The sequence below is a fragment of the Streptococcus sp. SK643 genome, from assembly GCF_000259505.1.
GTDB lineage: Bacteria > Bacillota > Bacilli > Lactobacillales > Streptococcaceae > Streptococcus.
Genome location: NZ_AJMM01000006.1, coordinates 1 through 15,172, shown reverse-complemented (window position 1 = coordinate 15,172; position 15,172 = coordinate 1). Strand labels below are relative to the sequence as shown.

The 15,172-nt window shown below is 34.1% G+C and carries 14 protein-coding genes; all 14 read left to right on the top strand.

The window, feature by feature from the left end; genetic code table 11:
• The first annotated feature begins 38 nt into the window (after positions 1–38).
• Positions 39–797 carry a ParB/RepB/Spo0J family partition protein gene (locus HMPREF1117_RS03250; RefSeq protein ID WP_007556478.1) on the top strand — a complete coding sequence of 253 codons (759 nt, stop codon included), beginning with the start codon at positions 39–41 and terminating at the stop codon, positions 795–797.
• 253 nt (positions 798–1,050) lie between these two features.
• Positions 1,051–2,412 (top strand): chromosomal replication initiator protein DnaA, encoded by a 1,362-nt coding sequence (dnaA, locus tag HMPREF1117_RS03245; protein WP_025171563.1) that lies wholly within the window; start codon positions 1,051–1,053, stop codon positions 2,410–2,412.
• A gap of 158 nt (positions 2,413–2,570) precedes the next feature.
• Entirely contained in the window at positions 2,571–3,707 is a 1,137-nt protein-coding gene (dnaN, locus tag HMPREF1117_RS03240) for a DNA polymerase III subunit beta (protein ID WP_000581151.1), read from the top strand.
• Between the two features lie 64 nt (positions 3,708–3,771).
• Positions 3,772–3,966: a DUF951 domain-containing protein gene (locus HMPREF1117_RS03235; protein ID WP_000285181.1), complete on the top strand. Its 195-nt coding sequence runs from the start codon at positions 3,772–3,774 to the stop codon at positions 3,964–3,966.
• A gap of 84 nt (positions 3,967–4,050) precedes the next feature.
• Entirely contained in the window at positions 4,051–5,166 is a 1,116-nt protein-coding gene (gene ychF / locus HMPREF1117_RS03230; RefSeq protein ID WP_001218717.1) for a redox-regulated ATPase YchF, read from the top strand.
• A 74-nt stretch (positions 5,167–5,240) separates the two neighbouring features.
• Positions 5,241–5,810: an aminoacyl-tRNA hydrolase gene (gene pth / locus HMPREF1117_RS03225; protein ID WP_000163948.1), complete on the top strand. Its 570-nt coding sequence runs from the start codon at positions 5,241–5,243 to the stop codon at positions 5,808–5,810.
• Positions 5,811–9,314: a transcription-repair coupling factor gene (gene mfd / locus HMPREF1117_RS03220; RefSeq protein ID WP_000258143.1), complete on the top strand. Its 3,504-nt coding sequence runs from the start codon at positions 5,811–5,813 to the stop codon at positions 9,312–9,314.
• Between the two features lie 57 nt (positions 9,315–9,371).
• Positions 9,372–9,638, top strand: coding sequence for an RNA-binding S4 domain-containing protein (locus HMPREF1117_RS03215; RefSeq protein ID WP_001234979.1), 267 nt, complete (start codon positions 9,372–9,374; stop codon positions 9,636–9,638).
• Entirely contained in the window at positions 9,631–9,999 is a 369-nt protein-coding gene (locus HMPREF1117_RS0101915; protein ID WP_000164669.1) for a septum formation initiator family protein, read from the top strand. Before HMPREF1117_RS03215 ends, HMPREF1117_RS0101915 begins: the two co-directional genes overlap by 8 nt.
• A gap of 4 nt (positions 10,000–10,003) precedes the next feature.
• Positions 10,004–10,126, top strand: a complete 123-nt coding sequence (locus HMPREF1117_RS12045; protein WP_000429369.1) for an SP_0009 family protein — start codon at positions 10,004–10,006, stop codon at positions 10,124–10,126.
• Positions 10,119–11,387, top strand: a complete 1,269-nt coding sequence (locus HMPREF1117_RS03205; RefSeq protein WP_001224742.1) for a serine hydrolase — start codon at positions 10,119–10,121, stop codon at positions 11,385–11,387. The genes HMPREF1117_RS12045 and HMPREF1117_RS03205 overlap by 8 nt, the downstream gene beginning before the upstream one ends.
• Positions 11,384–12,661, top strand: a complete 1,278-nt coding sequence (tilS, locus tag HMPREF1117_RS03200; RefSeq protein ID WP_000970500.1) for a tRNA lysidine(34) synthetase TilS — start codon at positions 11,384–11,386, stop codon at positions 12,659–12,661. Before HMPREF1117_RS03205 ends, tilS begins: the two co-directional genes overlap by 4 nt.
• A gap of 4 nt (positions 12,662–12,665) precedes the next feature.
• Positions 12,666–13,208 carry a hypoxanthine phosphoribosyltransferase gene (gene hpt, locus HMPREF1117_RS03195; protein WP_000892179.1) on the top strand — a complete coding sequence of 181 codons (543 nt, stop codon included), beginning with the start codon at positions 12,666–12,668 and terminating at the stop codon, positions 13,206–13,208.
• A 15-nt stretch (positions 13,209–13,223) separates the two neighbouring features.
• On the top strand, positions 13,224–15,172 hold a 1,949-nt coding region (gene ftsH, locus HMPREF1117_RS03190), incomplete at its 3' end, for an ATP-dependent zinc metalloprotease FtsH (RefSeq protein WP_000744569.1).

The following is a 15,172-nucleotide window of genomic DNA, read 5'->3' as shown; positions in this document are numbered from 1 at the left end:
AGCTTTACAGAAATAAAAAGATATGTTAGTGTAGAATCATGGAAAAATTTGAGATGATTTCTATCAAAGATATACAAAAAAATCCCTATCAGCCTCGAAAAGAATTTGATGCTAATAAGTTACAAGAACTAGCTCAGTCCATTAAAGAAAATGGCATTATTCAACCCATTATTGTTCGCCAATCTCCTGTAATTGGTTACGAAATCCTTGCAGGAGAAAGAAGATACAGAGCGTCTCTCTTAGCTGGCCTTACCTCTATTCCAGCCATTGTCAAAAGTCTTTCAGACAAAGAGATGATGGTTCAATCTATCATTGAAAATTTACAGAGAGAAAATTTAAATCCAGTAGAAGAAGCACGCGCATTTGAATCTCTCATAAATAAAGGATTTACTCATACTGAAATTGCAGATCAAATGGGCAAGTCTCGTCCTTATATAAGCAATTCTATCCGTTTACTTTCTCTACCAGAACATATCCTATCAAAAGTAGAAGATGGCAAGCTATCTCAAGCTCATGCACGTTCCTTAGTTGGACTAAACAAAGAGCAGCAAGAATATTTCTTTCACCTCATACTAAAAGAGGAAATTTCAGTTAGGAGATTAGAATCTCTTCTTTCAAAAAAAAAGATGAAGAAACCTCAAAATACGGATTATTTCATAAAAAATGAAGAGCATCAATTAAAAACCCTATTAGGATTAGATGTAGAAATCAAACTGTCTAAAAAAGACCATGGAAAAATTATTTTCTCTTTTTCTAGTCAAGAAGAATACGATAGAATTATCAACAGTCTGAAATAAGGCTGTTTTTTTATTTTTTCATTTCACAAAGTTATCCACTATTTTTTATAATTAAAATCCTTTATAATCAATATTTTTGCTTCTTTTCCCCAATCTGTGGATAAAACCTAGTAACATTGTGGATTACTATTCACAACTTGTGGAAAATCTTTATTGTGATAGCTACCTAAGCTGTGGAAAAATATTGCTAGGTATGGTAAAATAAAACTAGCACAGAAGTTAAAACCAATAAGTAAAGGAGGTTGAAGAATTGTTGAAAGAAAAACAGTTTTGGAACCGTATATTGGAATTTGCACAAGAAAGATTGACACGATCCATGTATGATTTCTATGCTATCCAAGCTGAACTAATCAAGGTAGAAGAGAATGTTGCCACTATATTTCTGCCAAGATCTGAGATGGAAATGGTATGGGAAAAACAACTGAAAGATATTATTGTAGTAGCCGGGTTTGAAATTTACGATGCTGAAATAAGGGCACATTATGTTTTCACTAAACCTCAAGTTACTAATATCTCACAAGTAGAAGAAGCCATTCATTCTAATATCTATAACCACAGTCCAAAGTTGGAAACTATTCCTTATTCTGATACTGGATTAAAAGAAAAGTATACCTTTGATAATTTTATCCAAGGCGATGGAAACGTTTGGGCAAAATCTGCTGCTTTAGCTGTTTCAGAGGATCTAGCTTTGACCTATAACCCTCTTTTTATATATGGAGGTCCAGGTCTAGGTAAAACTCACCTATTAAATGCTATTGGTAATGAAATTCTAAAAAACATTCCTGATGCGCGTGTTAAATATATCCCTGCTGAAAGCTTTATTAATGACTTTCTAGATCACTTAAGACTGGGAGAAATGGAAAAGTTTAAAAAGACATACCGTAGCCTTGATCTTTTATTGATTGATGATATCCAATCTCTAAGTGGTAAAAAAGTTGCAACACAAGAAGAATTTTTCAATACCTTTAATGCACTGCACGACAAGCAAAAACAAATTGTCCTAACCAGTGATAGAAGTCCAAAACATCTGGAAGGGCTTGAAGAAAGACTTGTCACGCGCTTTAGTTGGGGATTAACCCAGCACATTACACCTCCTGAATTTGAAACGCGAATTGCCATTCTACAAAGCAAAACTGAACATTTGGATTACAATTTCCAAAGCGATACTTTAGAATACTTAGCAGGTCAATTTGATTCAAATGTTCGCGATCTTGAAGGGGCAATTAATGATATCACTTTAGTTGCTAGAGTAAAGAAAATCAAAGATATTACAATTGATGTTGCTGCAGAAGCTATTAGAGCTCGAAAACAAGATGTTAGCCAAATCCTCGTCATTCCAATTGATAAAATTCAAACTGAAGTAGGTAACTTCTATGGAGTTAGTGTCAAAGAAATGAAGGGAAGTAGACGTCTTCAAAATATTGTTTTAGCACGTCAAGTAGCCATGTATCTTTCCAGAGAATTAACAGATAACAGTCTTCCAAAAATAGGGAAAGAGTTTGGAGGAAAAGATCATACCACAGTCATTCATGCCCACGCAAAAATTAAATCTTTGATAGAAGATGATGATAATTTACGTTTAGAAATAGAATCAATTAAAAAGAAAATCAAGTAGCCTGTGAATAACTTTTACTTTTCACTCTTTTTTATCCACACTTTTTAAACAAACCAAAACACTTGCTATAACTATCTTGAAATCAGTTTTCCACAGATTTCACAGACTCTATTATTACTATTATCCTTCTAATACTAAAAATAAATAAAGGAGAATCCATGATTCATTTCTCAATTAATAAAAATTTATTTCTACAAGCTTTGAATACTACAAAAAGAGCTATTAGTTCAAAAAATGCTATTCCCATTTTATCAACTATAAAAATTGATGTTACCAATGAAGGTATTACTTTAATCGGCTCAAATGGTCAAATTTCAATTGAAAATTTTATTTCTCAAACAAATGAAGATGCTGGTTTACTAATTACTTCCTTAGGTTCTATTCTTCTTGAAGCTTCTTTCTTTATAAATGTCATATCTAGTCTTCCTGATGTGACACTTGATTTTAAAGAAATTGAGCAAAAACAAATTGTTTTAACCAGTGGCAAATCAGAAATTACCCTAAAAGGAAAAGATAGTGAACAATATCCACGAATCCAAGAAATTTCAGTAAGCACTCCTTTAATTCTTGAAACAAAATTACTCAAGAAAATTATCAATGAAACAGCATTTGCTGCAAGTACACAGGAAAGTCGTCCGATTTTAACAGGTGTTCATTTTGTATTGAGTCAACACAAAGAGCTAAAAACAGTGGCAACAGATTCTCATCGTCTAAGCCAGAAAAAATTAACGCTTGAGAAAAATAGTGATGATTTTGATGTTGTCATTCCTAGCCGTTCTCTACGTGAATTTTCAGCGGTATTTACAGATGATATTGAAACAGTTGAGATTTTCTTCGCAAATAACCAAATCCTTTTTAGAAGTGAAAATATTAGCTTTTATACTCGTCTCCTAGAAGGAAATTATCCTGACACAGATCGTTTGATTCCAACAGAATTTAATACGGAAGTTACTTTTGATGTTGTTAAATTACGACAATCGATGGAGCGTGCTCGTCTTTTATCGAGTGCTACTCAAAATGGTACTGTGAAACTTGAAATTAAAGATAGGGTTGTTAGCGCCCATGTTCACTCTCCAGAAGTTGGTAAAGTAAACGAAGAAATCGATACTGATCAGGTTATTGGTGAAGATTTGACCATTAGTTTCAACCCAACTTATTTGATTGATTCTCTGAAAGCTTTAAATAGCGAAAAGGTGACCATTAGCTTTATCTCAGCTGTTCGTCCATTTACTCTTGTGCCAGCAGATACTGACGAGGACTTTATGCAACTTATCACCCCAGTTCGTACAAATTAATTTTAAGAGGTTGAGCCTAGCTCGCCTCTTTTATGATATAATCGAAAAAGAAAAGGAGAGTAGTATGTATCAAGTTGGAAATTTTGTTGAGATGAAAAAGCCACATGCTTGTACCATCAAGTCAACTGGTAAAAAAGCCAATCGTTGGGAAATTACACGCATAGGGGCAGATATCAAAATAAAATGCAGTAATTGTGAACATGTTGTCATGATGGGACGTTATGATTTTGATCGTAAAATGAATAAAGTTATTGATTAACACCACTTAGTTAGAGGGTTAGCAAGTTTTCCCTTTTTGTGTTATAATATTAGGGATTGAAATGTGAACGGAGAATGAGAAAATATGGCTTTAACAGCAGGTATCGTTGGTTTGCCAAACGTTGGTAAATCAACACTATTTAATGCAATTACAAAAGCAGGAGCAGAGGCAGCAAATTACCCATTTGCCACCATTGATCCAAACGTTGGAATGGTAGAAGTTCCGGATGAACGCCTCCAAAAATTGACTGAAATGATTACCCCTAAAAAGACAGTTCCAACAACATTTGAATTTACGGACATTGCCGGGATTGTAAAAGGCGCATCAAAAGGAGAAGGGCTAGGAAATAAATTCTTGGCTAACATCCGTGAAGTAGATGCAATTGTTCACGTAGTTCGTGCTTTTGATGATGAAAATGTTATGCGCGAGCAAGGGCGTGAAGATGCCTTTGTAGACCCACTAGCAGATATTGATACAATAAACCTAGAATTGATTCTTGCTGACTTAGAATCAGTTAATAAACGCTATGCGCGTGTAGAAAAGATGGCACGTACGCAAAAAGATAAAGAATCAGTAGCAGAATTTAATGTTCTTCAAAAGATTAAACCTGTTCTTGAAGATGGAAAATCAGCACGTACTATTGAATTTACAGATGAAGAGCAAAAAGTTGTCAAAAGTCTCTTCCTTTTGACAACTAAACCAGTTCTTTATGTTGCCAATGTAGACGAGGATGTAGTTTCAGAACCTGACTCTATCGACTATGTTAAACAAATTCGTGAATTTGCAGCGACAGAAAATGCTGAAGTAGTAGTTATTTCCGCGCGTGCTGAGGAAGAAATTTCTGAGTTAGACGATGAAGATAAGCAAGAGTTTCTTGAAGCACTTGGCTTGACAGAATCAGGCGTTGACAAGTTGACTCGTGCAGCTTACCACTTGCTTGGACTGGGAACTTACTTCACAGCTGGTGAAAAAGAAGTTCGCGCTTGGACCTTCAAACGTGGTATGAAAGCTCCACAAGCGGCAGGTATTATCCACTCTGACTTTGAAAAAGGATTTATTCGTGCAGTAACTATGTCTTATGAAGATTTGGTGAAATACGGATCTGAAAAGGCTGTAAAAGAAGCTGGACGCTTGCGTGAAGAAGGAAAAGAATATATCGTTCAAGATGGAGATATCATGGAATTCCGCTTCAATGTCTAATAAAATGTAGTAAATAGTATCAATTAGGTTGGAAAAAAATTCCAACCCTTTTGGCTTTTGAAAGGAAAAAATAAATGACCAAATTACTTGTTGGATTAGGAAATCCAGGGGATAAATATTTTGAAACAAAGCACAATGTCGGATTTATGTTGATTGATCAACTAGCAAAACAACAAAATCTTTCTTTTACACATGATAAAATATTTCAAGCTGACCTAGCAAGCTTTTTTTTCAATGGAGAAAAAATTTATCTTGTCAAACCAACAACCTTTATGAATGAAAGTGGAAAAGCGGTTCATGCTTTATTGACTTATTATGGTTTGGATATTGAAGATTTACTCATCATTTACGATGATCTTGACATGGAAGTTGGAAAGATTCGTTTAAGAGCAAAGGGATCTGCAGGTGGTCATAATGGTATCAAGTCTATTATCCAACATCTAGGAAGTCAGGTCTTTAATCGCGTTAAGATCGGTATCGGTAGACCTAAGAAAGGAATGTCAGTTGTTCACCATGTTTTGAGTAAGTTTGATCAGGACGACTATATTGGAATTTTACAGTCGATTGACAAGGTTGACGACGCTGTAAATTATTATTTACAAGAGAAAAGTTTTGAAAAAACGATGCAGAGGTATAACGGATAAATGGTGACCTTATTAGAGTTATTCTCAGAAAATAATCAGATTAAAAAGTGGCATCAACATCTAGCTGATAAGAAAAGACAATTAATACTAGGTCTGTCAACTTCTACCAAGGCTCTTGCAATTGCGAGTAGTCTGAAAAAAAAGGATAAGATTGTATTACTAACATCTACTTATGGAGAAGCAGAGCGAATCATCAGTGATCTTATTGCTATCCTAGGAGAGGAACTTATCTATCCATTTTTGGTAGATGACTCTCCTATGGTAGAATTTTTAATGTCTTCACAAGAAAAAATCATTTCACGAGTTGAAGGTTTGCGTTTTTTGAATGATCCTTCTAAGAAAGGGATCTTGGTTTGTAATATCGCAGCCAGTAGATTAATTTTACCTTCTCCAATTGTATTTAAAGAAAGTGTTATAAGTATTAAGGTTGGTGAAGAATATAACCAACACGATGTTATTGACCAATTAAAGGAAATAGGTTATCGAAAAGTTACTCAAGTACAGACTCAGGGAGAGTTTAGTATACGAGGAGATATTTTAGATATTTTTGAGATATCTCGGTTAGAGCCTAACCGTATTGAGTTTTTTGGTGATGAAGTTGATGGTATTAGGTCATTTGAAGTTGAAACACAATTATCCAAAGAAAATCAGACAGAGATTACTATCTTTCCAGCTAGTGATATACTATTAAGAGATAAGGAATATCAACGAGGACAGTCAGCTTTAGAGAAACAAATTTCTAACACTCTATCTCCAATTTTAAAATCATATTTAGAAGAAATACTTTCTAATTTTAATAAAAACCAAATGCATTTAGATTCTCGTAAATTTTTATCTTTGTGTTATGACAAGACATGGACTGTTTTTGACTATATTGAAAAAGATACCCCAATATTCTTTGATGATTATCAAAAATTAATGAATCAGTATGAAGTCTTTGAAAGAGAATTAGCACAATACTTTACAGAAGAATTACAGAACAGTAAAGCATTTTCTGAGATGCAGTATTTTGCTGATACAGAGCAAATCTATAAAAAACAGAGTCCGGTTACCTTTTTCTCTAATCTGCAAAAGGGGTTAGGAAATCTCAAGTTTGACCAAATTCATCAATTTAATCAATATCCTATGCAGGAGTTTTTTAATCAATTTTCTTTTCTTAAAGAGGAGATTGAGAGATATAAAAAAATGGACTACACTATTGTCCTCCAATCCAGTAATTCAATGGGAAGCCAAACATTGGAGTCTGTTTTAGAGGAATACAAGATTAAATTGGATTTCAGAGATAAATCAAGTATCTGTAAAGAATCTGTAAACTTAATTGATGGCAATCTAAGACATGGTTTTCATTTTGTTGATGAAAAGATTTTGTTGATTACTGAACATGAGATTTTTCAAAAGAAATTAAAACGTCGTTTTAGAAGACAACATGTTTCGAATGCTGAAAGACTAAAAGATTACAATGAACTTGAAAAAGAGGACTACGTTGTCCATCATATCCATGGGATTGGTCAATATCTAGGAATTGAAACAATTGAAATCAAGGGGATTCACCGTGATTATGTAAGCGTACTGTATCAAAATGGTGATCAAATTTCTATCCCAGTTGAGCAGATACAACTACTATCTAAATATGTCTCAAGTGATGGGAAAGCTCCGAAACTTAATAAATTAAATGATGGCCATTTTAAAAAAGCCAAGCAAAAAGTTAAGAACCAGGTAGAGGATATAGCTGACGATTTAATCAAACTTTATTCTGAGCGTAGTCAGTTGAAGGGATTTGCTTTTTCAGCTGATGATGAAGATCAACATGCTTTTGATGATGCCTTTCCTTATGTTGAAACGGATGATCAACTTCGTAGTATTGAGGAAATCAAGAGAGATATGCAGGCTTCTCAGCCAATGGATCGACTTTTAGTTGGGGATGTTGGTTTTGGAAAGACTGAAGTTGCTATGCGTGCAGCCTTTAAGGCAGTCAATGATCACAAACAGGTTGTCGTCTTAGTTCCGACGACGGTTTTAGCACAACAGCACTATACGAATTTTAAGGAACGATTCCAAAATTTTGCAATTAATATTGATGTGTTGAGTCGCTTTAGAAGTAAAAAAGAGCAGGCAAAGACACTTGAAAAATTAAAAAACGGTCAAGTTGATATTTTGATTGGAACCCATCGTGTTTTGTCAAAAGATGTTGTGTTTGCTGATTTGGGCTTGATGATTATTGATGAGGAACAGCGATTTGGTGTCAAGCATAAGGAAACCTTGAAAGAACTGAAAAAACAAGTGGATGTCCTAACTTTGACCGCTACTCCAATCCCTCGTACCCTTCATATGTCTATGTTAGGAATCAGAGATTTGTCAGTCATTGAGACTCCGCCGACTAATCGTTATCCAGTGCAAACCTATGTTTTGGAAAAGAATGATAGTGTCATTCGTGATGCGGTCTTGCGTGAAATGGAGCGTGGAGGTCAAGTTTACTATCTTTACAATAAAGTTGACACAATTGATCAGAAGGTTTCAGAATTACAGGAGTTGATTCCAGATGCTTCGATTGGTTATGTTCATGGGCAAATGAGTGATATTCAGTTAGAAAATACTCTACTGGATTTCATTGAAGGTCAGTATGATATTTTAGTGACGACTACCATTATTGAGACAGGGGTGGACATTCCAAATGCCAATACTTTATTTATTGAAAATGCGGACCATATGGGCTTGTCAACCTTGTATCAGTTAAGAGGAAGAGTCGGTCGTAGTAATCGTATTGCTTATGCCTATCTCATGTATCGTCCAGAAAAATCAATCAGTGAAGTCTCCGAGAAGAGATTAGAAGCGATTAAAGGATTTACAGAATTGGGATCTGGATTTAAGATTGCTATGCGAGATCTCTCAATCCGTGGGGCTGGAAATCTCTTAGGAAAGTCTCAGTCTGGATTTATTGATTCTGTTGGTTTTGAATTGTATTCTCAGTTATTAGAGGAAGCTATTGCTAAAAGAAATCGCAGTGGGAACAAAAGAATTAAAGGCAATGCTGAATTAATCTTGCAAATTGATGCTTATCTACCTGAAACATATATCACTGATCAACGACACAAAATTGAAATTTATAAAAAAATTCGTCAGATTGACAGTCGTACTAACTATGAAGAGTTACAAGAGGAGTTGATGGATCGCTTTGGAGAATACCCAGATGTTGTTGCCTATCTTTTAGAGATTGGTTTGGTCAAGTCATATTTTGACAAGGTCTTTGTAGAACGTGTGGAAAGAAAAGAGAATAAGATTACAGTTCAATTTGAAAAAATTACTCAGCGACTGTTCTTGGCTCAAGATTATTTTAAAGCTTTATCCGCAACGAACTTAAAAGCTGCTATAGCTGAGAATAGAGGATTAATGGAAGTTGTTTTTGATGTACGAAACAAGAAAGATTATGAAATATTAGAGGGATTGTTGAGTTTTGGAGAAACTTTATTAGGGATAAAAGAATCCAAGGAAGCAAATTCTATTTAACATTTTTCTTCTATAAAATAGATAAAAATGGTACAATAATAATTTGAGGAAATAAAGATGAGATTAGACAAATATTTAAAAGTATCACGAATTATCAAGCGACGTACAGTTGCAAAAGAAGTTGCAGATAAAGGTAGAATAAAGGTCAATGGTATTTTGGCAAAAAGTTCAACTGATTTGAAAGTAAATGACCAAGTTGAGATTCGTTTTGGCAATAAACTACTTCTTGTAAAAGTATTAGAGATGAAAGATAGTACAAAAAAAGAAGATGCAGTGGGCATGTATGAAATTATCAGTGAAACACGGGTAGAAGAAAATGACTAAAAATATTGTACAGTTAAACAATTCTTTTATTCAAAACGAACATCAACGTAATCGATATCTAATGAAAGAACGACAAAAACGAAATCGTTTTATGGGTTGGATATTGATTTTGATCATTTTGTTATTTATATTGCCGACTTTTAATTTAGCACAGAGTTATAATCAATTACTACAAAGACGTCAGCAACTAGCTGATTTGCAAACTCAGTATCAAACTTTGAGTGAGGAGAAGGATAAGGAAACAGACTTTGCAAACAAGTTGAAGGATGAAGATTATGCTGCTAAATATATGCGTGCTAAATACTATTATTCAAATTCTAGGGAAGTAGTCTACACCATTCCTAACTTACTTCCAAGGTGATAACATGGAAAATTTATTAAGTGTAGTCGAGCGATTTTTGAACTTGTCAGATGAAAAATTAGAAGAATTGACTGAGAAAAATCAACAATTGCGTTTACAAGAAGAAAAGGAAAGGAAGAATGCGTAAATTCTTAATTATTTTGTTGCTACCGAGCTTTTTGACAATTTCAAAAGTTGTTAGCACAGAAAAAGAAGTAGTCTACACTTCGAAAGAAATTTATTACCTTTCTCAATCTGATTTTGGTATTTATTTTAGAGAAAAATTAAATGCTCCCGTGGTTTATGGAGAAATCCCAGTCTATGCTAATGAAGATTTAGTAATAGAATCTGGAAAGCTAACTCCCAAAACAACTTTTCATATAACTGAATGGCGTCTAAATAGGCAAGGAATTCCAGTATTTAAATTATCAAATCATCAATTTATTGCCGCTGATAAACGATTGTTATACGATCAATCAGAAGCAAGATCCGTAGTAAAAAAAGTATGGTTAGAGTCTGGATTTAAAGTATATAATAGTCCTTATGATTTGAGAGAAGCAACATCATCTTTAACATCTTATTCGCAAGTATCAATTGATAAGACCATGTTTGTGGAAGGAAGAGAATTTTTACATATTGATCAAGTTGGATGGATAGATAAGGACTATACTTCTGAAAAAGATAATCGTATGAGTAAGGTCCAAGAAATATTATCAGAAAAATATCAGAAAGATTCTTTCTCTATTTATGTTAAGCAACTGACTACTGGGAATGAAGCTGGTGTCAATCAAGATAAAAAAATGTATGCAGCTAGTGTTTTGAAATTACCTTATCTTTATTATACGCAAGAAAAAATAAATGAGGGAGTTTATCAATTAGATACAAGTTTAAAATACATATCTGAAGTTAATGATTTTCCAGGTTCTTATAAACCAGAAGGAAGTGGCAGTCTTCCTAAAAAAGAAGATAATAAAGAATATTCTTTAAAAGATTTAATTACGAGAGTATCAAAAGAATCTGATAATATTGCTCATAATATTCTAGGATATTATGTCTCAAATAAATCTGATATCGATTTTAAAACTAAATTATCTGTTATTATGGGACATGATTGGGATCCAAAAGAAAAACTAATATCTTCTGAAATGGCTGGTAAGGTAATGGAAGCTATTTATAATCAAAATGGATTTGTTTTAGAATCTTTGACAAAAACTGCTTTTGATAATCAGCGAATTCCCAAAGGTGTTTCTGTTAAAGTTGCTCACAAAATTGGCGATGCAGATGAATTTAAACATGACACTGCAATAGTTTATACCGATTCTCCATTTATTCTTTCAATTTTTACAGAGAATTCTGATTATGATACCATTACTAAAATAGCCAAGGATGTTTATGAGGTTTTAAAATGATGGAACAAGATTTTTTAAATCATTTTATTCAAAGAAAATATTTTAACAAACATTCAAAGGTTTTGTTGGCTCTTTCAGGTGGGTTGGATTCTATGTTTTTATTTCGACTATTATCCAAGTATCAAAAAGAGTTGGAAATTGAACTGATTTTAGCTCATGTTAACCATCAGCAGAGACTAGAATCAGATTTTGAAGAAGAGGAGTTAGGGAAGTTAGCTAATCAAGCTAAACTTCCTATTTATATCACTAGGTTTTCAGGTGAATTTTCAGAAGTGCGTGCTCGAAATTTTCGTTATGATTTTTTTAAAGAGGTTATGGAAGAAACTGGAGCAACAGTTTTGGTTACGGCACATCATGCAGATGATCAGGTTGAAACGATTTTTATGCGTTTGATTCGAGGTAGTCGATTACGGTATTTATCAGGAATTAAAGAAAAGCAATTAGTAGGAGACATTGAAATTATCCGTCCTTTACTACAATTTCATAAAAAGGATTTTCCACCAATTTTTCATTTTGATGATAAAACAAATAATGAGAATAATTACTTTCGAAATAGAACGAGAAATCTTTATTTACCAGAGTTAGAGAAGGAAAATCCCTGCTTTAGAGATTCTATATTAGAATTAGGTAATGAGGTTAGAGACTATGAGTTGGCAATAACTGAATTATCAAAAGATGTTGATGTGGAGGACTTAGAGCAACTCTTTACTTTTTCTCAGTCTACACAAAAGGTTTTACTTCAAAACTATATCAGTCGCTTTCCAGATTTGAATCTTACCAAAGCTCAGTTTGAAGAAGTTAGACAGATTTTAAAATCTAAAAGCCAGTATCATCATCCGCTTAAAAATGGTTATGAATTAATTAAAGAGTATCAACAGTTTCGGATTTGTAAAATCAGTCCTCAGGCCGATGAAAATAAAAATGAACTTGTGTTACACTATCAAAATCAAGTTTCCTATTTAGGACACTCATTTTCTTTTGGAATTCCTTTAGAGGGAGATTCAGTTCAACAAATTCCTGTTTCACGGGAAACATCAATTCATATTCGTCATCGAAAATCAGGGGATTTTATTATCAAAAACGGGCATAGAAAAAAATTAAGACGCTTATTTATAGATTTAAAAATTCCTATAGAAAAACGAAAATCTGCTCTGATTATTGAGCAATTTGGTAAAATTGTCTCAATTTTAGGAATTGCGACCAGTGATTTGAGTAAAAAAACGAAAAATGATATAATGAACACTGTACTTTATATAGAAAAAATAGATAGGTAAAAAAATGTTAGAAAACGATATTAAAAAAATCCTCGTTTCACACGATGAAATTACAGAAGCTGCTAAAAAATTAGGTGCTCAACTCACTAAAGACTATGCAGGAAAAAATCCAATTTTAGTTGGGATTTTAAAAGGATCTATTCCTTTTATGGCTGAATTGGTCAAACATATCGACACACATATTGAAATGGACTTCATGATGGTTTCTAGCTATCATGGTGGAACAGCAAGTAGCGGTGTCATCAATATCAAGCAAGATGTAACTCAAGATATCAAAGGAAGACATGTTCTATTTGTAGAAGATATCATTGATACAGGTCAAACATTGAAGAGCTTGAGAGATATGTTTAAAGCTAGAGAAGCAGCTTCTGTTAAAATTGCGACTTTATTGGACAAACCAGAGGGACGCGTTGTAGAAATTGAAGCAGATTATACTTGTTTCACTATTCCAAATGAGTTTGTAGTTGGATATGGTTTGGATTACAAAGAAAATTATCGCAATCTTCCTTATGTTGGAGTATTAAAAGAAGAAGTGTATACAAATTAGAAAGAATTATTTTTAATGAAAAAACAAAATAATGGTTTAATTAAAAATCCTTTTCTATGGTTATTACTTATTTTTTTCCTAGTTACAGGTTACCAGTATTTTAGTACAGGTAGTGTTGCAGGGAAAAGTGAGCAAATTAATTATACAGAATTGGTAAAAGAAATTACCGATGACAATGTAAAAGAATTGACTTACCAACCAAATGGCAGTGTTATCGAAGTTTCAGGTGTTTATAAAAATCCTAAAACAAGTAAAGAAGAAACAGGCATTCAGTTCTTTTCTCCATCTGTTACAACAGTAGAGAAATTTTCAAGCATCATTCTTCCGTCAGATACGACGGTATCAGAATTGCAAAAGCTTGCTTCTGACCATAAAGCGGAAGTAACTGTTAAGCATGAAAGTTCAAGTGGTATGTGGATTAATATTCTTGTATCCATTGTGCCATTCGGTATTCTTTTCTTCTTCCTATTCTCTATGATGGGAAATATGGGAGGAAATAATAGCCGTAACCCGATGAGTTTTGGACGTAGTAAGGCTAAAGCTGCAAATAAAGAAGATATTAAAGTAAGATTTTCAGATGTTGCTGGAGCTGAGGAAGAAAAACAAGAACTAGTTGAAGTTGTTGAATTTTTAAAAGATCCAAAACGATTTACAAAACTTGGAGCTCGTATTCCAGCAGGTGTTCTTTTGGAGGGACCTCCGGGAACAGGTAAGACTTTGCTTGCTAAAGCAGTCGCTGGAGAAGCAGGCGTTCCATTCTTTAGCATCTCAGGATCGGACTTTGTAGAAATGTTTGTCGGAGTTGGTGCAAGTCGTGTTCGTTCTCTTTTTGAGGATGCAAAAAAAGCAGCACCAGCTATCATCTTTATCGATGAAATTGATGCTGTTGGACGTCAACGTGGAGTTGGTCTTGGCGGAGGAAATGACGAACGTGAACAAACCTTGAACCAACTCTTGATTGAGATGGATGGTTTTGAGGGAAATGAAGGAATTATCGTCATCGCTGCGACGAACCGTTCAGATGTACTTGACCCTGCCCTTCTGCGTCCAGGACGTTTTGATAGAAAAGTATTGGTTGGCCGTCCTGATGTTAAGGGTCGTGAAGCAATCTTGAAAGTTCATGCTAAGAACAAGCCTTTAGCAGAAGATGTTGATTTGAAATTAGTGGCTCAACAAACTCCAGGTTTTGTTGGTGCTGATTTAGAGAATGTCTTGAATGAAGCGGCTTTAGTTGCTGCTCGTCGCAATAAATCGGTAATTGATGCCTCAGATATTGATGAAGCAGAAGATCGCGTAATCGCTGGTCCGTCTAAAAAAGATAAGACAGTATCTCAAAAAGAACGTGAATTGGTCGCTTATCATGAAGCTGGACATACAATTGTTGGATTGGTTTTATCAAATGCACGAGTTGTACATAAGGTTACAATTGTCCCTCGTGGACGTGCAGGGGGTTACATGATTGCTCTGCCTAAAGAAGATCAAATGTTACTTTCTAAAGAAGATATGAAAGAGCAATTGGCTGGCTTAATGGGTGGACGTGTAGCTGAAGAAATTATCTTTAATGTCCAAACTACAGGAGCTTCAAACGACTTTGAACAAGCGACGCAAATGGCGCGTGCAATGGTTACAGAGTACGGTATGAGTGAAAAACTTGGCCCAGTACAATATGAAGGAAACCATGCTATGTTTGGTGCACAGAGTCCTCAAAAATCAATTTCAGAACAAACAGCTTATGAAATTGACGAAGAGGTTCGTTCATTATTAAATGAAGCACGAAATAAAGCTGCTGAAATCATCCAATCAAATCGTGAAACACACAAATTGATTGCTGAAGCATTATTGAAATACGAAACATTGGATAGCACACAAATTAAATCTCTTTATGAAACAGGAAAAATGCCTGAGACGTTAGAAGAGGAATCACATGCCCTATCTTATGATGAAATTAAGTCAAAAATGAATGA